Raw genomic sequence first — 16,202 nt, 5'->3', positions numbered from 1 at the left:
CGCGCGTCAGTGGGGCGGTCCGGCCTCGGGCCCGGCCGCCCCCCGGGCGTGGTCCAGCGCCGCCTGCGCCTGGCCGGCCGTGAGGACGGCGGCGAATTCGGCGCGCGCGATCTCCAGGACGGTCTCGGCGTCGGCGGGGGGATGCGGATGGTCGCGCAGCGCGATGTCCGCCGCGGCGCGCGCCAGGAGATCGTCGTCCGGGGAGGCCCCGGGCTGGGACATGGTCCGCAGGACCTGGTGCCAGAGTGTGGTCATGGCGTCAATTCCCTTCGTCCGCGCGGGTACCGGCCGCGGATCCGTCGCCCGCGGGGATGCCGAGGGTGGCCAGAGCGTGGTGGATCAGTTCGTCGGCCAGCAGCTCCCGGGAGAAGGAGGCGCTGTGCCGGGTCCAGTGCGCCACCAGTTCGTTGCCCGCGCCGGTGAGCGCGACCATGGCGAGGGAGTAGTCGCGCGCCGGGGCCTCGCCGCGCGCGACGGCGCGCTCCGCCTCGGCGGTGAGGAAGTCGCTCCACAGTCCGCGCCAGAGCAGCCGTTGCTCCTCCACCGCCCGCCCGGCCCCGATGACCTCGACGAACGCTATCCGGGTGGCCGCGGCCCCGTCGGTGACGGCCTCGACGTAGGCGCGGCCCATCCCGGTGATCCTCACGCGGGCCTCGGCGGCCTCCAGCCGGGGATCGCTCAGGACCGTCAGCGCGGCCTCCATCCCGGCGCGGGCCACACCGTTGTGCAGCGCGATCAGCAGCGACTCCCGGCTCTCGAACTCCTCGTAGAACGCGCGGACGGGGAGGTCGGCGGTGCCGCAGATCCGCTCGACGGACGTGGCCGGGTAGCCGCGTGTGGTGAACAGTTCGGTCGCGGTCGCGAGCAGCCGCCCACGGCGCAGCGCCCGGCACTCCGGTCCGGCGTGGGGAGCGTCCTCGTGGGCCGCGGACGCGTCCGCGGAGTTCCGGCCACGATTCATTCGACCTCCCCCAATCGGCCTGCGCGCACCGGGTTTCGTCCCCGGTGGGAGCGCTTGTCGAGCATGCCACGCAGGGCCGGACGACACGCCCCGTTCCCCGAATGCGGTGGTGATCATACGAACACATGAATAGGGGCTCGTTGTGCGGGCTCACTCGAACGGACGTCACGCCGGGCTGCCCCGTCCCCGGGGCGGGATGCTGAGCTGACCAGCTGTGCCGTGGCTGGCCGACGCGGCGAGAGGGGCCGTGATGACCACTCCCGCCGACCGGGCGGAGCGCGGCCGGGCCGCGCGCAAGCAGGTGTCGCGGTCCTCGCACGGGCTGTGGATACCCGGCGCCGACCGGCTCGATCCGCTCGTCGTGCTGGCCCGGCAGGCCACCGCGCGGGTCCCCGGACTGCTGCCGCTGCGCTACGAGCGGATGGCAGCCTCCCCGTTCGCCTTCCTGCGGGGCGCCGCCGCCGTCATGACCGCCGATCTGGCCGCCCAGCCGCGCACGGAGCTGACCGTCCAGCTGTGCGGGGACGCGCATCTGCTGAACTTCGGTGTGTTCGCCTCCCCCGAGCGCGCGCTCCTCTTCGACATCAACGACTTCGACGAGACGCTCCCGGGCCCCTTCGAATGGGATGTGAAACGGCTCGCGGCGAGCGTCGCGGTCGCCGCCCTCGACAACGGCCACTCCGAGCACCACGCCCGCCGCGCGGCCGGGGCCGCGGCCGCCTCGTACCGGACATCGATGCGGCGGCTGGCTCCCCTCGGTGAACTCGACGTCTGGTACGACCGGATCGACACCGCCGACATCCTGCCCCTGGTCCGGGCGGGGCAGCGGGAGCGGATGGCGGCGGGGCCGGCCAGGGCCCGGCGGCGCACCGGCCTGCACGCGCTGGAGCGGCTGACCGACACGGCGCGGGGACAGCGCCGGATCACCCCCGACCCGCCGCTGCTGGAACCCCTGGGCCGGATCGAGCACGCCGCGCTGCGCCGGATCTTCATCGGCTACCGCAGCACCCTTCCCGAGGAGCGGCGGCTGATCCTCGACCGGTTCCGCTTCGTGGACGCGGCCCGCAAGGTCGTGGGGGTCGGCAGCGTCGGCACGCGCTGCTATCTGGTGCTGCTGGAGGGCAGGAACGCCGGCGACCCGCTGTTCCTCCAGATCAAGGAGGCGGAGCGGTCCGTGCTCGAACCCCATCTCCAGCAGAGCGTCCACGCCCACCAGGGCCACCGGGTGGTCTCGGGGCAGCGTGTGCTCCAGGCGGCGGGGGACATCTTCCTCGGCTGGGTGACGGGTCCCGAGGGCCGGCACTTCTACTGGCGCCAACTGCGCGACATGAAGGGCTCCGCCGAGGTGGAGGACATGGCGCCGTCCCTGCTCCTCGCCCACGCGCGGCTGTGCGGCGCCGCCCTGGCCCGCGCCCACGCCCGCTCCGGCGACCGGATCGCCATCGCCCACTACCTCGGCGGCGCGGACGTCTTCGACCGCGCGCTCGCCGAGTTCGCCCTGCGCTACGCCGCCAGGAACGCGGCCGACCACGCGGCGCTCACCGAGGCGCTCGCGGCGGGGCGGATGCCCACCGGATGACAGCGGACCTCCGGTGGGCATCCGGCCCGCCGGCCGCCGTTCGGGACGGGGCGTGAAGGGATGGACGCGATGTTGACGGCGTGCCCCCAGCGGGCCCCAGCGAGCCCCCCGGCGGGCGCCGGGGCCCATGAGGGACGGTCACGGGGGCGTGTGATACGTCTGCGTGCCATGGACGATCTTGTGACAGCGCGGCTCGTACTGCACCCGTTGAGCGCGCCGGAGGCCGAGCGGGTGACCGCAGGGGAAGCGGCGGACGGCGACCGGTGGGCGCCCGGCTACCCCACCGACGGCGACAGGGTGGGGGCCCGGCGCTTTCTGACCACCTGTTCGATCACCGGCGATCCGCGGCCCTTCGGCCCGTACGAGATCCGCCGTCGCGAGGACGGGCACGCGATCGGCGGGGTCGGCTTCCACGGCGCCCCGGACGACGAGCTGAGCGTGACGATCGGCTACGGCCTGATCCCGTCGGCGTACGGCAGGGGGTTCGCGTCCGAGTCGCTGCGCCGGCTGCTGCGCTTCGCGCGCGAGCGCGGCGTCCTCCGCGTCCGCGGCGACACCGACCACGGCAACACCGCTTCGCAGCGGGTGATGACGGCGGTGGGCATGCGGCTGATCGCGGAGGACGAGCGGCTCAAGTACTACAGCGTCGTCTGGGACGACGACGGCACCCCGGACGGCGCCGGGGCTATCCCCGGCGCTGGATAGGCGTACGGCGGCGGCTCTGGGGCCGCTCGAAGAGACTCTCCATGGTGGGCTCCTCGTCCCCCTCGGTTTCGTGGAGGGGCGGCAGTTCCACGGTGTAGCGGGGCTCCAGGAAGATGCCGTGGTGCTGTGGACGCGCGTGCGGCGCGTCCGTCGTGGTCGGTGCCCGCAGTGGTTCCTGGCGGGACGGTGAAGAAGGCATGCACAACCGTTCGGTGAGTCGAGCGGTCGCGCGGCCCCAATGCCGATCGACCCGCTGGGAAGGTGTCTACCTCATCCTTCCCCGTAGCGCACAACCACGGGTACCCGGGCCGCCACGGTCCGCGCTCGTCCCGGCCGCTCCCCGCTCTCGGCCACACGGCCCCATCGGAGCCGCCGGCGGTCCGGCGGGGGCGTGCGCGGGAAGGGTCAGGGCGTGCGTGCTGTCAGAGACTCCGTGAACGCGCCGGTGGCCGAGCTGGTGCGGCGCGGCCGTGAACCCGCCGTCGCCCAGGCGCTGCGCTCCACCGCGGCCGCGACGATCGCCTATGTGGTCGCCCGCCATCTGAGCACCGAGGCGGCGCCGCTGACCGCTCCGCTGACGGCGCTGCTGGTCGTGCAGGTGACGCTCTACTCCACCCTGACCACCGGGATCCGCCGGGTCAACGCGGTCGTCGCTGGAGTGCTGGTGGCCAGTGGCTTCAGTGTGCTGGTGGGGCTGACCTGGTGGAGTCTGGGGCTGATCATCCTGGCCTCGCTGGTGGTGGGCCGCATCGTGCGGGTGAACGAGTTCGTGCCCGAGGTCGCGATCAGCGCGATGCTGGTCCTCGGGGTGACCCGGGTGGCGTCGACGGCGTGGGACCGGGTGCTGGAGACACTGATCGGCGCGGTGGTCGGGCTCGTGTTCAACTTGCTGTTCGCGCCGCCCGTATGGGTGCGTACGGCGGGCGCCTCCATCGAGGATCTCTCCCGGCGCATGCGCCAGCTGCTGCTGCGCATCGGGGAGGGGCTGACGGCGCCGCTCACCGTGGAGCGCGCGGCGTCCCGGCTCCACGAGGCCCGCCGGCTCGACCACGACATCAGCGAGGTGGACGCGGCGCTGCGCCGGGCGGAGGACAGCGTCCGGCTCAACCCACGGGTACGGGAGGGGCTGCTGCACCGCGTGGTGCTGCGGACGGGGCTCGACACCCTGGAGATCTGCACGGTGGTGCTGCGGGTACTGGCCAGGACGCTCACCGATCTGGCGAAGGAACGGACGCGGGAGCCACTGTTCACCCCGGAGGTGGGGGCCGCGCTGGAGGACCTGCTCGCCCGGGTGGCGGACGCGGTCGTCAGCTTCGCCGTGCTGGTGACCACGGAGGCGAGCGAGAGCGCCGAGACCGCCGAGGGGCGGCTGGCAGGGAACCTGGAATCCGCGCGTACGAGCCGGGAGCGGCTGGCGGATCTGCTGCTGGAGGGCGTACAACGCCACCCCCGGCAGTGGCAGCTGCACGGCGCGGTACTGGCGGAGATCGACCGGATCCTCGACGAACTGGACATGGAGCACCGCTCCGTACGGCTGATGGAGGAGCTGGACCGCGCCTCACGGGAACAGCGCGAGCGCTACCCCCGGCTGGCGGCGGTCCGGCAGTGGGCGCGCGGCACACTGCCCCGGCGCGGATGAGGGCGGGCACACCGCCGCGACGCGCGCCGGACGGACAATCAGCCATCCACTCGCGATTATTGACGGAAACTTTGCCCATCATGAGCGGGACGGCCGCATGTTCCGCCGAAGAAGCGGGCGCTCACCCGGCCCGAACCGGCCGGCGGGGGTGTCATCAGCGAAGACCGTACGGGCGGGGCCCGCGCCGGGTGTGATCACGATGCGGCTTTCACCCCTCTTCGCGCGGTGCGCACCCGGCCGGCCGGCACCGTGGAACGCTCAGGAGGCGTGCGGAAGCGGAGAGTTGAGTGGGGCGGTTGAGGGACACCACGCCGATGGCGGTACTGTGCGCGCGCGCCGTCATCGTGGGCGGCGCGGTTATCGCGGAGGATTTTGTGACTCTATTCAGCGGATCATGGCGACGCAGAAGCGCGCTCATAACGGTCGCTGCCGCAGGTGCCCTCGGTGTCGGCCTCGCGGCCACGCCGGCCATGGCGCACACCCCGACCTGGTCGGTCACCTGCGACGAGGTGAGCCTCGACCTCACCGCCTACGGCAAGAGCGACCAGAACACGGTGACGGTCACCGCGGACGGCAAGGATCTGCTGCCGACCGAGAAGTTCCGGAACGACTTCCACAAGAAGCTGGACCTTCCCGAGCACAGCAGTGAGCTGACCGTCCGTCTCATCGTGAAGGCCGCCGACGGCGACCGGTTCTCGCGCGACGAGACCAAGACCGCGCCCGTCTGCGAAGGCTCCACCACCCCGCCGCCGGCGGAGAGCGAGAGCCCCACTCCGACGCCGTCGGAGGCGCAGCCGAGCGAGACTCCCAGCGAGGAGCCTCCGGCGAGCGAGACCCCGAGCGACGAGGCCACCCCGTCGGCCGGGACGAGCACCTCGCCCGCGACCGAGGTCTCCCCGAACCAGCCGAGCCCCGCCGGGGACGACCTGGCGGAGACCGGTTCCTCCAGCGCCACGCCGCTGATCGCCGGTGCCGCCGGTGTCGTTCTGGTCGCGGGTGCGGGCATCATGTGGGCCGCGCGCAAGCGTCGCTCCGTGCAGGGCTGAACAACCGCTTCACGCACCACCCCGCCGCCACGACCCGACCGGCCCTGATACGGCCGACCGGTCAGGCCAGGACCGCCGCATCCCAGCGGCGACGACATCGGGGCGCGGCAGGCCACGAGAGCGTACGGACGGTGTGACCGGCTCCCGGTAGGGACCCCGGACCACCCCGGCGCACTCTGCGAGCAAGTGTGAGACCCCGCGGCGCCCCCGCTCGCGGGGTCTCACCATGTCCGGGGGCCTTGTCCCGCCCGGCGAGATGCACGGCGCGCCGGGCGCGCGGACAATGAGGGGATCCGTACCGCCACCGACAGGCTGGGGGCGCCCATGGAGCCGGTGGAGGCTCTCGACAGGATCGCCTTCCTGCTGGAGCGCTCGCGGGCGGAGACCTACCGGGTACGGGCGTTCCGTACGGCCTCGGACATCGTCGCGGGCATGGACCCCGGCGAGGTGGCCAGGCGCGCCGCCGACGGGACACTGGCGCGGGTGCGGGGCATCGGCCCCAAGACCTCGCGGGTGGTGGAGGCCGCGGTCGCCGGCGCCGTACCGGAGTATCTGGCGGGGCTGGAGCGGGAGGCCGCGGCGCCGCTCGCCGAGGGCGGCCTGGCGTTGCGCGCCGCGTTGCGCGGCGACTGTCATCTGCACTCGGACTGGTCGGACGGCGGCAGCCCCATCGAGGCGATGGGCCGCACGGCGGCGGCGCTCGGACACGAGTGGGCCGTGCTGACGGACCACTCCCCCACCCTCACCGTGGCGCATGGTCTGACGGCCGGGCGGCTGCGCGAGCAGCTCGACGTGATCGCGGAACTGAACGAGCGCTGGGCGCCGTTCCGGCTGCTGACCGGCATCGAGTGCGACATCCTCCCGGACGGCTCGCTGGACCAGGATCCGGAGCTGCTGGACCGGCTGGACGTGGTGGTGGCGTCGGTCCACTCGAAGCTGCGGATGGATGCCAGGCCGATGACCCGCCGCATGATCGCCGCCGTACGCGATCCGCTCACCGATGTGCTCGGGCACTGCACCGGGCGGCTGGTGGCGACGCGTCAGGGCACGCGGCGCGGCGGGAGGGGCGGCGGGGGCGACGGGCGGCGGCCCGAGTCGCGGTTCGACGCCGGGGCGGTCTTCGCCGCCTGCGCCGAGTCCGGCACGGCGGTGGAGATCAACAGCAGACCGGAGCGGCTCGATCCACCGCGCCGGCTGCTGCGCGAGGCGGTGGCCGCCGGGGTGTTCTTCGCGATCGACACGGACGCGCACGCGCCGGGCCAGCTCGACTGGCAGCCGCTGGGCTGCGCGCGGGCCGAGGAGTGCGGCGTACCGGCCGACCGCGTCATCAACACCTGGACGGCCGAGCAGCTGCGCGCGTGGACACGGACCCGGCACGCCCCCTAGGACACGGGGTCACATGCTCCAGGAGATCGTGCGGTCCGCGCCGAGGAGCACCGCGAGGACCACCAGGTCGGCCACGCCGAGGAACAGTCCCAGGAGGGCCCGTCCCCTGCGCCCGGTGCCCCGCCACAGGGCCAGGCCCGCCAGCACCAGGGCCATGGGGCCGAAGAGGATGTTCATCACCAGCAGGCCCAGCAGTCCGAGGACGAAGGAGGCGACCGCCATGCCGTCGGCGTCACGGCGGTCCGGCCGCGCGGACGTGGGTCCGGCGGCGGGTTCGGTGGTGGCGGTCGTGTCGGTGGTGGCGGTGAGCGTCATGGTGCGGGCTCCTCTCAGCGGTGGCGGATACGGGCCCGGCGCTCCCGGGCGGCGAACACGAGCAGCCAGCCGCAGATGAACGCGGCGGCGGCCAGGGTGACGGGGAGCGAGACGTGGGCCACCGTGCCCAGGAGGAGCCCCATCAGCAGGAGAGCGGCGACGAGGAAGATCATGAGTGCCTCCTTGCGGGGGTGGTGCGCGGCGGGACGTGGACCGGGCATTTGCGAGTACAGTTGTTCACTGAATCGTGAGTCTACGCTTTCTCCGACCGCGGAACAGTTGTTTACTGAATGGCATGAGTCACACTCCGGGAATCCGCCAGGCGCAGAAACAGAAGACCCGTCAGGCCCTGCTGGACGCGGCCCTCGTACTGCTGGAGGACCAGGGCCTCAGCAGCCTGGGACTGCGCGAGGTCACGCGCGCCGTGGGAGTGGCCCCGACCGCGTTCTACCGCCACTTCCGGGACACCGCCGACCTCGGCACCGCGCTGGTCGAGGAGGCGCTCGGCAGCCTGCACGGGATGATCGCGGGCACGCTCGCCGAGGCGGACAGCGCCGACGAACGGATCGACCGCAGCATCGAGGTGATCGCCCGTCAGGTCCGCGCGTACCCCGCCCATGTACGGTTCATCGCCCGCGAGCGGCACGGCGGCGTCCGGCCGGTACGGGAGGCGATCGCGGCCCAACTGCTCCTCTTCTCCCGGGAGGTGGCCGCCGCGCTCGGTGCCCAGCCGGCCTCGGCGGGCTGGAGCGAGGACGACCTGCGGATGCTCGCCGATGTCTACGTCGACCACATGGTGATGACCGCCTCCGCGTTCCTGGACGCCGCCGAGGAGGGGCCGGGAGCGCGGGAACGGGTGGCGTCCAGAGCGCGCCGGCAGCTGCGGCTGATCAGCCTCGGCCGCCGCCACTGGCTGGACTGACCGCCACGGGCGCACGCCCGTGGCGGCGCTCAGCCCTGCGACGGGGGCGGCGGCAGGCTCAGCCGGGCGAGGTCGGCCGGCACCTTGCTGTCGGGCCGGAACAGCGGAGCCGCCTCGCCGTCGTCGGCGGTGGCCGGCGCGTCGGTGAGCCGGAAGCGCTCCCGCAGCCGGGTGTAGAAGTCGACGGGCCCCAGCCGCACCAGCCGCAGCCGGTACGTGGCGCCGTACACACCCACCCAGTCGCCGGGCTCCAGCGCCCCGCTGAGCCTGCCGTCCACACTGAGCGCCACCGCGCCCGAGTGCGGCAGCACCCGCAGCGCCACCGGCTCGTCCGGGGCGGCCACGATCGTGCGGTCGAAGGTCATGTGCGGCGCCACCGGGGTGAAGACCACGGCGTCCATGCGCGGCGAGAGCACGGGGCCGCCCGCCGCGAAGCTGTAGGCGGTGGAGCCGGTCGGGGTGGCCACGATCAGCGCGTCCGCCGAGTACGAGGCGAGCAGCCGGCCCGCGACGTAGACCCCCAGGTTGACCTGCCGGTCCCTGGCCAGCTTCTCCAGGACGACGTCGTTGACGGCGGTGACGTCCAGCGCCACCCCCCAGCCCTCCTCCTCGCCGGGGTCGCGCGGCAGTACCCGGGGCGGTGGCAGCGCGGGCCCGCGCCCGAAGCGCAGCAGCGCCTCGACGCCGGTCGGCAGCTCCAGGGCGCGCGAGGCCCGCATGGTGAGCGTCATGCGCTCCTCGATGGTGGCCCGGCCCGCGTCGACCGCGTCGAGGGCGCCGGTCACCTCCTCGGCGGGCACCTCGGTCAGGAAGCCGACGCGGCCCAGATCGACCCCGAGCACCTCGGCGTCGTACCGGGCGGCGATCCGCGCGCCGCGCAGGAAGGTGCCGTCACCGCCGAGCGTGACGACGAGGCCGGGGTGACCGGCGGGGGGCTGCTCGGCGGGGCCGCCGCCGGGCTCCGCGCCCCCGTCGATCTCCCGGCACGGGACGCCCCGCTCGGCGCACCAGGCCCGGACGGCGCGTGCCACCTCGACGGCGGCCGGGCGGCCCCGGTGGACCACGAGCCCGATACGTTGCACAGCCATGCCCACAGCCTCCGTACGAGCCCGGCGGCGCGCCACCCGGCGACCGGCGGCACCCTCCGGCGGATTCACTCGAATGGCGGATATGAGCGAGGAGGCGCCGACCGGCCCGCACGCCGGTGGAGCCGGGCATTCCGGCGGTCACGGTGCCCGGCGCCGTCCTGCCCCGGTTGCCGCGGCGGCCGTCCGGATGCGCGATGGAGTCGTGCGCGCCTGACCGTGCGGGGCCCGATCCCTACAGACGCGCTTCCCCCACGCGAGGAGTGATCGTTGATGTCAGCCGAAGGCGTGTTCGACAACCCCAGCAGCCTGAGCGGCAGGAGTGTGTACGACCAGGACGGTGACAAGATCGGCAACGTCGGTCAGGTCTACGTGGGCGACCGCAGCGGCCGCCCGGAGTGGGTCACCGTGAAGACCGGCCTGTTCGGGATGAAGGAGAGCCTCGTCCCGCTCACCGGCGCCCGCCGCGCGGGCGAGGACATCCACGTCCCGTACGCCAAGGACACCGTCAAGGAGGCACCGCGTCTGGAGGCGGACGAGCATCTCGACCCGGGCCAGGAGAAGCAGCTCTACCACCACTACGGCCTGACGGCCGCGGGCGGTATCGGAACGGCCGCCGGCACCGCGGCCGCGGCGGGGACCGGCACCCGTGCCGGGACCGGGATGCCCGCCGACGCGGGCATGTCCACCGGACGCCCCGCGGCCGCCGCCGGGCGGCCCATGGCCGGGATGCGCGGCTCGATGGCCGACGAGAAGGGCGAGCACACCGAGGAGCTGATCAGGTCCGAGGAGCAGCTGCACGTCACCACCGAGGAGCGCGAGGTCGGTCACGCCCGGCTGCGCAAGGTGGTCGTGACCGAGAACGTGACGACCACGGTCCCGCTCAGCCACGAGGAGGTACGCGTCGTCCACGAGGCCATCTCGCCCGAGGACCGCGCCGGGATCCGCGGCTCGCGCATCGGCGAGGCGCAGACGGAGGTGACGCTGCACGCCGATCAGCCGGTCATCAGCAAGGAATCCGTGCCGGTCGAGCGCGTCCGGATGGAGACGGAGAAGGTCACCGAGCAGAAGGACGTCTCGGCGGAGGTCCGCAAGGAACAGATCGAGTACGACACGGACCAGGGCGACCAGGGACTCCGGGGCAAGCGCGGCGGCACCGGCCGCTGACCCGGCCCCGCCACGGCCACCGAAGCGGTCGTACGTGCCGACGCCCCCGCCCGCCACACACACGTGGCCGGGCGGGGGCCACGCGTGCGTGGCGGGCGGCGCCGGTGGACGGCGGCGGGGGCGGGTGCGACCGGTGGCCGTGCGTGCCGGACACCGCCCGGCACGGCGCGATCCCGCCGTCCGCACGACGGCTCAGTAGCTCGCGCTGGGGCTGGCGCCGGTGCTCGCGCCCGTGCTGGCGCTCATGCTCGGGCTCGTGCTGGTGCTGGGGCTGGCGCTGGACGGCGGGGTGGTGACCGCCTTGCCCTCGATGTCGACCACGTACCACTTGGCGCCGAACTGGGTCTTGGCCTGGCCGTGTGCCTCGTCGGCCCGGCGGTCGGCCCGGTAGGTGTACAGCGGGTGGCTGTCGTAGGTGACCTGCTTGGTGCCGTCGGCGCGGGTGGTGGTCCCGAGCAGGTCGGCCTTGACCCCGCCGGTGCCCGCCTCCGGCTTGTTCTTGACGAGCAGGGGGCGCCAGACCTTCTCGCAGTTGCCCGCGCAGGTCGACTTGTCGACCTTGTCGGCCTCGAAGAGGTAGAGCGTACGGTCCCGGTGGTTGACCAGGATCTCCCCGTACGCGCCCACGTCCTTGGCCGACACCTTGCCGAGGTTCGCGGCGGGGGACGACGTGGCCGCGGACGGGGACACCGAGGCGGAGGCGGAGGCCGCCGCGTAGTCGGCGGGCACCTCGGACTTCGACGCGGACGCCCCGCCACCGCTGTCCGAGCATCCGGCGACCGCCGTCGCGCACAGCGCGGCGACGGCGAGCGCGGCGAGCGTCCTGGTGTTGACCTTCATTGATGACTCCTCAGATCAGGGCCGCCCCACGGGCAGCACGGCGCCCGCCCGATCGCGGCCACAGCGCCCACTACACGGCAGGCCCGGACGGCGGGCCACCGGACAGAGCCGTCCGACGTACCCGGCCGGGGCCGAGGCCGCCGAACGGGTGAGGTAGCGTGGAGGCAGCGAAGGGGAGTAGCCCCGCGAACCGGTCGTCGACACACTGGAACCCCAGGGTTCCCGGTGGCCGGGCCCGTCTCAGGACGGGCGGGCGAGACCTTCGGTCAGGCATTGACGTACCCGCACTCCCGCGGGTGCGCCGTCGTGCCGGGCCGAGTGGTCCTCCTTGCTCCTCACGGCGCTTCGCGAAGATCCGGGTCCGGCCCAGAAGAGAGAGCCACCCGGAATGAGTCTCGACCCCCTGGCGATCGTCACCGCCTTCGGGCTGATCTTCCTAGCGGAGCTGCCCGACAAGACCATGTTCGCGTCCCTGGCCATGGGCACCCGGATGCGTCCGCTGTACGTCTGGTTCGGTACCTCGACCGCGTTCATCGTGCATGTCGCCATCGCCATCGGCGCGGGCAGTCTGATCGGGCTCCTGCCCGACTGGACCGTCAAGCTCGTCTCGGCCCTCCTGTTCGCCTTCGGCGCCTTCATGCTGCTGCGCGGCGGGGGCGACGACGAGGAGGCGGCCGAGACCAAGACCGTCACCGGTTTCTGGCCCGTCTACTCGACGGCCTTCATGGCCGTCTTCATCAGCGAGTGGGGCGACCTCACCCAGATCACCACCGCCAACCTCGCCGCGAGCAACGGAACCTGGTCCACCGCCATCGGCTCGGCCGCCGCGCTGATGTCGGTCTCCGCGCTGGCCCTGCTCGCCGGCCGCTTCATCGCCACCCGTGTTCCGCTCAAGACCGTGCAGCGCATCGGCGGGCTGTGCATGCTCGGCCTGGCCATCTGGTCGGTCACGGAGATCTTCGTGGGCTGACACCGGCACGGATACGCCCGTGGCCCCCGCGACGGCGCGGGGGCCACGGGCGTTCGTGGTGACGGGGGTTTCGTCCGGTCTCAGCCGGTGGGCGTCAGGTGCTTCTTGAGTACGGTGAGGACGTCGCGGGCGGCCGTCGGGCCGGTGTTGAGGTAGAAGACGTCGTCGTCGACCGGGATCGCGGTCTTGCCCGCGACGGCCGAGAGGGTGGGCCACAGCGGCGCCTTGGTGAGGGCCGTCACCTTGGTCTCGGCGCCCTGGACCCCGTAGAAGATCCAGTCGGCGTCGGCCCGGTCCAGCTGCTCGTTGCTGATGTCCTCGGACGTGTCGTCGAACTGCTGGCTCTCGGGCCGGCCGAGTCCGGCGTCCTCGGCGATGCTGCCGGTGAACGAGGGCACGCCGAAGACGCGCAGCCGGTCGGCGTTGAGGCGCAGGAAGGAGACCGTGACGGGCTTGTCGAGCGTCTTGCCCCACGCGGCGGCGTCGGTGTGGAAGTTGTCGAGGAACTTCTGCGCCCGTCCGGTCTTGCCCAGACCGTCGGCGACGAGCAGGAAGTCCTGCTTCCAGTAGAGGCCGGTGCCCTGGGTGGCGACGGTGGGCGCGACGGCGCTCAGCGCGGTGTAGAGGCCCTTGGCGTCCTTGCCCGCGATGTTCATGAGGATCAGGTCGGGCTTGATGTTGGCGATGGACTCGATGTTCGGGTCCACCCGCGAGCCCACGTCGGCGACCTTCGCCAGCTTGGCCGCGTCCTTCGGGTAGTCGTCCTTCAGGTACTGCGGGATGAGATCGGCGCCGTCGCCCCGGGTAGAGCCCGCCGGGACCGTACCGAGGGTGAGCAGGGCGTCGGCCTGGCCGGTGGAGATGACCACGACCTTCTCGGGTTCGGCCTTGATGACGGTCTTGCCCTCGAAGTGGCTGACCGTGCGCGGGAATTCGCCGTCCGGTTTGCCGCTGCCCATGCCCTTGGGCACGGTGCGGGGCGCGGTGTGGGTGGCCGTGCCGGCGGCGGCCGACGGGTCGGCGCTCGTGACGCCGGCCGACGAACCTGCCGATTCGGCCGAGCCGTTGGAACAGCCGCTGAGCAGCAGGGCGCCCGCCAGGGCGAAGCCACCGGCGAGACGGGTGAGAGGGAGGTCACGGAAGCGGTACACGATCGTTTAGCTTAGGCTTCCCTAAGTGTTGATGAGTAGGGATGCAGACCATGCGATGGATCACATATCCGGAGGCGAGGATTCCGGCAGGACTCCGCGCCGGTCCCGGTGGCGCGGTGGCGGCGGGCCCGGCCTCGGCCGCGCCGCAGCGCTGGCCGCGTGCCTCGCCGTCGTCCTCCTGCTCGTGCTGGTCAGTCTGGGCGTCGGCGCGCGGAGCATCCCGCTGGAGACCGTGTGGCGCGTGCTGACGCACGACGACGGGAGCCCGGAGGCCATCATCGTCCGGCAGTTGCGGATGCCGCGGACGGTGCTCGCGGTCGCGATCGGCGCGGCGCTCGCCCTGGCGGGTGTCGTCATGCAGGCCATCACCCGCAATCCGCTCGCCGAGCCGGGCATCGTGGGCATCAACTCCGGGGCCTCGTTCGCGGTGGTGATCGCGATCGCCGCCTTCGGGGTGACCAGCGTGTCCGGCTACATCTGGTTCGCCTTCACCGGAGCCGTGCTGGCGGCCCTGCTCGTCCACTCGCTCACCGCGGGCAGCGCCCGGGGCCACCACCACACCCGGCTCGTCCTGGCCGGAGCGGCGCTGTCGGCGAGTCTGGGGGCGGGTACGGGCATCCTCACCATGTTCAACACCACGGCCTTCGACTCGTACCGCTTCTGGGTGGTGGGATCGCTGGAGAACCGGGGCTCCGAGGCCCTCACCGCAGCCCTGCCCTTCATCGCCGTCGGCGCCCTGATCGCCCTCGCGCTCGGTCCGTCCCTCAACGCGCTGGCGCTGGGCGACGAGACGGGCGCCGCGCTCGGGCTCAGGGTTCCCTGGGTGCGCGCGGCGGGGTTCCTCTCCATCATGCTGCTGTGCGGCGCCTCGACCGCCGCCGCCGGACCGATCTCCTTCGTCGGACTGGTCGTTCCGCACGTACTGCGGCTGCTGCTCGGCCCCGATCTGCGGCGCCTGCTGCTCTTCTCGCTGCCGGGCGGGGCGATCCTGCTGCTCCTGAGCGACATCACCGGCCGGGTCGTCGCCCGGCCCGGCGAGATGGAGGTCGGTATCGTCACCGCGTTCGTCGGCGCCCCGGTGCTGCTCTGGCTGGTCACCCGGCGGCGGGAGGTGGCGGCATGAGCGACTCGCAGCCGCCCCGCGCCCCGGGGAGGACGCCGCCGCGCAGGAACACCGGCTCCGACCGGGACCGCGCCGCGCGCCGGGGTGCCGCCCCCGGCCGGACAGCCGCCCCGACCCGGGTGGCGCGGCTCCCCGGCGGGCTCACGCTGCGCTACTCGGGCCGGGCCGCCGCCGTCATGGCCGTCCTGCTGGCCGGGTGCGCGGCGGTGTGGGCGCTCACCATGTTCACCGGCACGTACCGCATCGACACGGCGGGGATCGCCGACGTACTGCTCAACGGCGGCGGCTCCGCCACCGACCGGTTCATCATCGTCGGCCAGCGGCTGCCCCGGGTCTGCGCGGCGCTGCTCGTGGGGGCGGCCCTCGGGCTGTCCGGGGCGCTGTTCCAGAGCCTGTCGCGCAATCCGCTGGGCAGCCCCGACGTCATCGGGTTCACCACCGGCTCCACCAGCGGCGCGCTCGTCGTCATCCTGGCCGGCGGCTCGGGCGCCGGGGTGGGCGTCGGCGCGGGCTCGGTGCTCGGCGGGCTGGCCACGGCGATCGTGGTGTACGGGGTCACCGCGTCGCGCGGCGTCTCCGGCAACCGGCTGGTCCTCGCGGGCATCGCCGTCGGCGCCATGCTGGCCTCCGTCAACGACTATCTGCTCACCCGGGCCGATCTGGAGTCGGCGGAGAGCGCCAAGGCGTGGACCTTCGGCAGCCTCAACGCCGTCTCCTGGCCGCAGGTCGCCCCGCTGGCGCTCGCCCTGCCCGTGCTCGTGGTGGCGACCCTGGCCGTGGGCAGGCCGCTGCGGCTGATGGAGATGGGGGACGACACCGCCGGAGCCCTCGGGGTGAACATCGCGCGCGTGCGGGCGTCCGCCCTGCTGCTCGGGGTCGCCCTGGCCGGTACGGCCATCGCGGTCGCCGGCCCCATCGGCTTCCTCGCGCTGGCGGCGCCGCAGCTCGCGCGCAGAATCACCCGCTCCCCCGGCGCCCCGATCGGTTCGGCCATGCTCACCGGCGCGCTGATCCTGGCGACGGCCGATCTGCTGGCGCAGCGCCTCCTCTCCCCCTTCCAGATCCCGGTGGGCCTGGTCACCGGGGCCCTCGGGGGCCTGTACCTGCTGTGGCTGCTGTCGCGGGAACGCTCCACCGCCAAGGCCGGCTGACGGCGCCGCGGGCGGTGCGCGGCGCCGTACCCGGGCAGCGCCTGGCACAACCGGAGGAACAAGTTGTCCGCTTCCGGGCGGAGTTCACCCCTTGGCGTGAAAGGCGGCCCGGACCCTCCCGGAGTGTCCGGGACCGGTCGAAGTGGACGCGTATGGCACGGC

At 73.3% G+C, this 16,202-nt stretch carries 18 protein-coding genes; 10 read left to right on the top strand and 8 right to left on the bottom strand.

The genetic code is table 11. From position 1 onward, the window contains the following. Positions 1-6 precede the first annotated feature (6 nt). Positions 7-255 carry a hypothetical protein gene (locus OG627_RS32930; RefSeq protein WP_329071424.1) on the bottom strand — a complete coding sequence of 83 codons (249 nt, stop codon included), beginning with the start codon at positions 253-255 and terminating at the stop codon, positions 7-9. Between the two features lie 4 nt (positions 256-259). After that, positions 260-961, bottom strand: a complete 702-nt coding sequence (locus OG627_RS32925; RefSeq protein ID WP_329071422.1) for a TetR/AcrR family transcriptional regulator — start codon at positions 959-961, stop codon at positions 260-262. Between the two features lie 250 nt (positions 962-1,211). Between OG627_RS32925 and OG627_RS32920 the strand changes: the two genes are divergently transcribed. Together OG627_RS32920 and OG627_RS32915 are read left to right on the top strand one after the other, a co-directional pair. Beyond that, positions 1,212-2,540, top strand: a complete 1,329-nt coding sequence (locus tag OG627_RS32920; protein WP_329071420.1) for a DUF2252 domain-containing protein — start codon at positions 1,212-1,214, stop codon at positions 2,538-2,540. Between the two features lie 168 nt (positions 2,541-2,708). After that, positions 2,709-3,245: a GNAT family N-acetyltransferase gene (locus tag OG627_RS32915; protein WP_329071418.1), complete on the top strand. Its 537-nt coding sequence runs from the start codon at positions 2,709-2,711 to the stop codon at positions 3,243-3,245. Here the strand turns inward: OG627_RS32915 and OG627_RS32910 are convergent. Beyond that, a complete protein-coding gene (locus tag OG627_RS32910; protein WP_329071416.1) occupies positions 3,226-3,444 on the bottom strand; it encodes a hypothetical protein in 219 nt (72 codons plus the stop codon). The genes OG627_RS32915 and OG627_RS32910 overlap by 20 nt on opposite strands. Before the next feature lie 213 nt (positions 3,445-3,657). Between OG627_RS32910 and OG627_RS32905 the strand changes: the two genes are divergently transcribed. From OG627_RS32905 to OG627_RS32895, 3 genes are all read left to right on the top strand, one after another. Further along, positions 3,658-4,884: an FUSC family protein gene (locus tag OG627_RS32905; protein ID WP_329071414.1), complete on the top strand. Its 1,227-nt coding sequence runs from the start codon at positions 3,658-3,660 to the stop codon at positions 4,882-4,884. 374 nt (positions 4,885-5,258) lie between these two features. Beyond that, positions 5,259-5,930, top strand: a complete 672-nt coding sequence (locus OG627_RS32900; protein WP_443073667.1) for an LAETG motif-containing sortase-dependent surface protein — start codon at positions 5,259-5,261, stop codon at positions 5,928-5,930. A gap of 324 nt (positions 5,931-6,254) precedes the next feature. Continuing rightward, the gene (locus OG627_RS32895; protein ID WP_329071410.1) at positions 6,255-7,316 is read left to right on the top strand and encodes a PHP domain-containing protein; all 1,062 of its coding nucleotides are present in this window, start codon (positions 6,255-6,257) and stop codon (positions 7,314-7,316) included. Positions 7,317-7,325: 9 nt separating this feature from the next. Here OG627_RS32895 and OG627_RS32890 read toward each other — a convergent pair whose 3' ends face one another. Both OG627_RS32890 and OG627_RS32885 read right to left on the bottom strand, forming a co-directional pair. Then, positions 7,326-7,631, bottom strand: a complete 306-nt coding sequence (locus tag OG627_RS32890; protein WP_443073587.1) for a DUF4190 domain-containing protein — start codon at positions 7,629-7,631, stop codon at positions 7,326-7,328. A 14-nt stretch (positions 7,632-7,645) separates the two neighbouring features. Continuing rightward, a complete protein-coding gene (locus OG627_RS32885) occupies positions 7,646-7,804 on the bottom strand; it encodes a hypothetical protein (RefSeq protein WP_329071408.1) in 159 nt (52 codons plus the stop codon). A gap of 122 nt (positions 7,805-7,926) precedes the next feature. Here OG627_RS32885 and OG627_RS32880 point away from each other — a divergent pair, with 122 nt between their 5' ends. Then, positions 7,927-8,553, top strand: a complete 627-nt coding sequence (locus OG627_RS32880) for a TetR family transcriptional regulator (protein WP_329071407.1) — start codon at positions 7,927-7,929, stop codon at positions 8,551-8,553. A gap of 29 nt (positions 8,554-8,582) precedes the next feature. Here OG627_RS32880 and OG627_RS32875 read toward each other — a convergent pair whose 3' ends face one another. Further along, the gene (locus OG627_RS32875; RefSeq protein WP_329071405.1) at positions 8,583-9,641 is read right to left on the bottom strand and encodes an NAD(+)/NADH kinase; all 1,059 of its coding nucleotides are present in this window, start codon (positions 9,639-9,641) and stop codon (positions 8,583-8,585) included. Positions 9,642-9,911: 270 nt separating this feature from the next. On the opposite strand from OG627_RS32875, the gene OG627_RS32870 reads away from it, so the two are divergent. Beyond that, positions 9,912-10,805 (top strand): PRC and DUF2382 domain-containing protein, encoded by an 894-nt coding sequence (locus OG627_RS32870; protein ID WP_329071403.1) that lies wholly within the window; start codon positions 9,912-9,914, stop codon positions 10,803-10,805. Between the two features lie 192 nt (positions 10,806-10,997). Here OG627_RS32870 and OG627_RS32865 read toward each other — a convergent pair whose 3' ends face one another. Beyond that, complete coding sequence (locus OG627_RS32865) at positions 10,998-11,645, bottom strand: COG4315 family predicted lipoprotein (RefSeq protein ID WP_329071401.1); 648 nt, start codon at positions 11,643-11,645, stop codon at positions 10,998-11,000. Positions 11,646-12,033: 388 nt separating this feature from the next. Here OG627_RS32865 and OG627_RS32860 point away from each other — a divergent pair, with 388 nt between their 5' ends. After that, positions 12,034-12,615: a TMEM165/GDT1 family protein gene (locus OG627_RS32860; RefSeq protein WP_329071399.1), complete on the top strand. Its 582-nt coding sequence runs from the start codon at positions 12,034-12,036 to the stop codon at positions 12,613-12,615. Between the two features lie 80 nt (positions 12,616-12,695). Here the strand turns inward: OG627_RS32860 and OG627_RS32855 are convergent, their stop codons facing one another. After that, the gene (locus OG627_RS32855; protein WP_329071397.1) at positions 12,696-13,766 is read right to left on the bottom strand and encodes an iron-siderophore ABC transporter substrate-binding protein; all 1,071 of its coding nucleotides are present in this window, start codon (positions 13,764-13,766) and stop codon (positions 12,696-12,698) included. Positions 13,767-13,821: 55 nt separating this feature from the next. Between OG627_RS32855 and OG627_RS32850 the strand changes: the two genes are divergently transcribed. Both OG627_RS32850 and OG627_RS32845 read left to right on the top strand, forming a co-directional pair. Continuing rightward, complete coding sequence (locus OG627_RS32850) at positions 13,822-14,889, top strand: FecCD family ABC transporter permease (protein ID WP_329071395.1); 1,068 nt, start codon at positions 13,822-13,824, stop codon at positions 14,887-14,889. After that, on the top strand, positions 14,886-16,040 hold the full coding sequence (locus OG627_RS32845) for a FecCD family ABC transporter permease (RefSeq protein ID WP_329071393.1): 1,155 nt from the start codon (positions 14,886-14,888) through the stop codon (positions 16,038-16,040). Before OG627_RS32850 ends, OG627_RS32845 begins: the two co-directional genes overlap by 4 nt. The last annotated feature ends 162 nt before the right edge of the window (positions 16,041-16,202 follow it).

This window comes from Streptomyces sp. NBC_01429 (genome assembly GCF_036231945.1).
Classification (GTDB): Bacteria; Actinomycetota; Actinomycetes; order Streptomycetales; family Streptomycetaceae; genus Streptomyces.
Note: the sequence above shows the minus strand (reverse complement) of the source record. Positions and strands in the feature narration are given on the sequence as shown.

Bases quoted from the DNA above. Each gene is read 5' to 3' on its own strand.
- OG627_RS32890 (WP_443073587.1), bottom strand. From the start codon at position 7,631: ATGACGCTCACCGCCACCACCGACACGACCGCCACCACCGAACCCGCC.
- OG627_RS32870 (WP_329071403.1), top strand. From the start codon at position 9,912: ATGTCAGCCGAAGGCGTGTTCGACAACCCCAGCAGCCTGAGCGGCAGG.
- OG627_RS32860 (WP_329071399.1), top strand. From the start codon at position 12,034: ATGAGTCTCGACCCCCTGGCGATCGTCACCGCCTTCGGGCTGATCTTC.
- OG627_RS32910 (WP_329071416.1), bottom strand. From the start codon at position 3,444: ATGCCTTCTTCACCGTCCCGCCAGGAACCACTGCGGGCACCGACCACG.
- OG627_RS32880 (WP_329071407.1), top strand. From the start codon at position 7,927: ATGAGTCACACTCCGGGAATCCGCCAGGCGCAGAAACAGAAGACCCGT.
- OG627_RS32915 (WP_329071418.1), top strand. From the start codon at position 2,709: ATGGACGATCTTGTGACAGCGCGGCTCGTACTGCACCCGTTGAGCGCG.
- OG627_RS32920 (WP_329071420.1), top strand. From the start codon at position 1,212: ATGACCACTCCCGCCGACCGGGCGGAGCGCGGCCGGGCCGCGCGCAAG.
- OG627_RS32895 (WP_329071410.1), top strand. From the start codon at position 6,255: ATGGAGCCGGTGGAGGCTCTCGACAGGATCGCCTTCCTGCTGGAGCGC.
- OG627_RS32885 (WP_329071408.1), bottom strand. From the start codon at position 7,804: ATGATCTTCCTCGTCGCCGCTCTCCTGCTGATGGGGCTCCTCCTGGGC.
- OG627_RS32865 (WP_329071401.1), bottom strand. From the start codon at position 11,645: ATGAAGGTCAACACCAGGACGCTCGCCGCGCTCGCCGTCGCCGCGCTG.
- OG627_RS32875 (WP_329071405.1), bottom strand. From the start codon at position 9,641: ATGGCTGTGCAACGTATCGGGCTCGTGGTCCACCGGGGCCGCCCGGCC.
- OG627_RS32850 (WP_329071395.1), top strand. From the start codon at position 13,822: ATGGATCACATATCCGGAGGCGAGGATTCCGGCAGGACTCCGCGCCGG.
- OG627_RS32925 (WP_329071422.1), bottom strand. From the start codon at position 961: ATGAATCGTGGCCGGAACTCCGCGGACGCGTCCGCGGCCCACGAGGAC.
- OG627_RS32845 (WP_329071393.1), top strand. From the start codon at position 14,886: ATGAGCGACTCGCAGCCGCCCCGCGCCCCGGGGAGGACGCCGCCGCGC.
- OG627_RS32930 (WP_329071424.1), bottom strand. From the start codon at position 255: ATGACCACACTCTGGCACCAGGTCCTGCGGACCATGTCCCAGCCCGGG.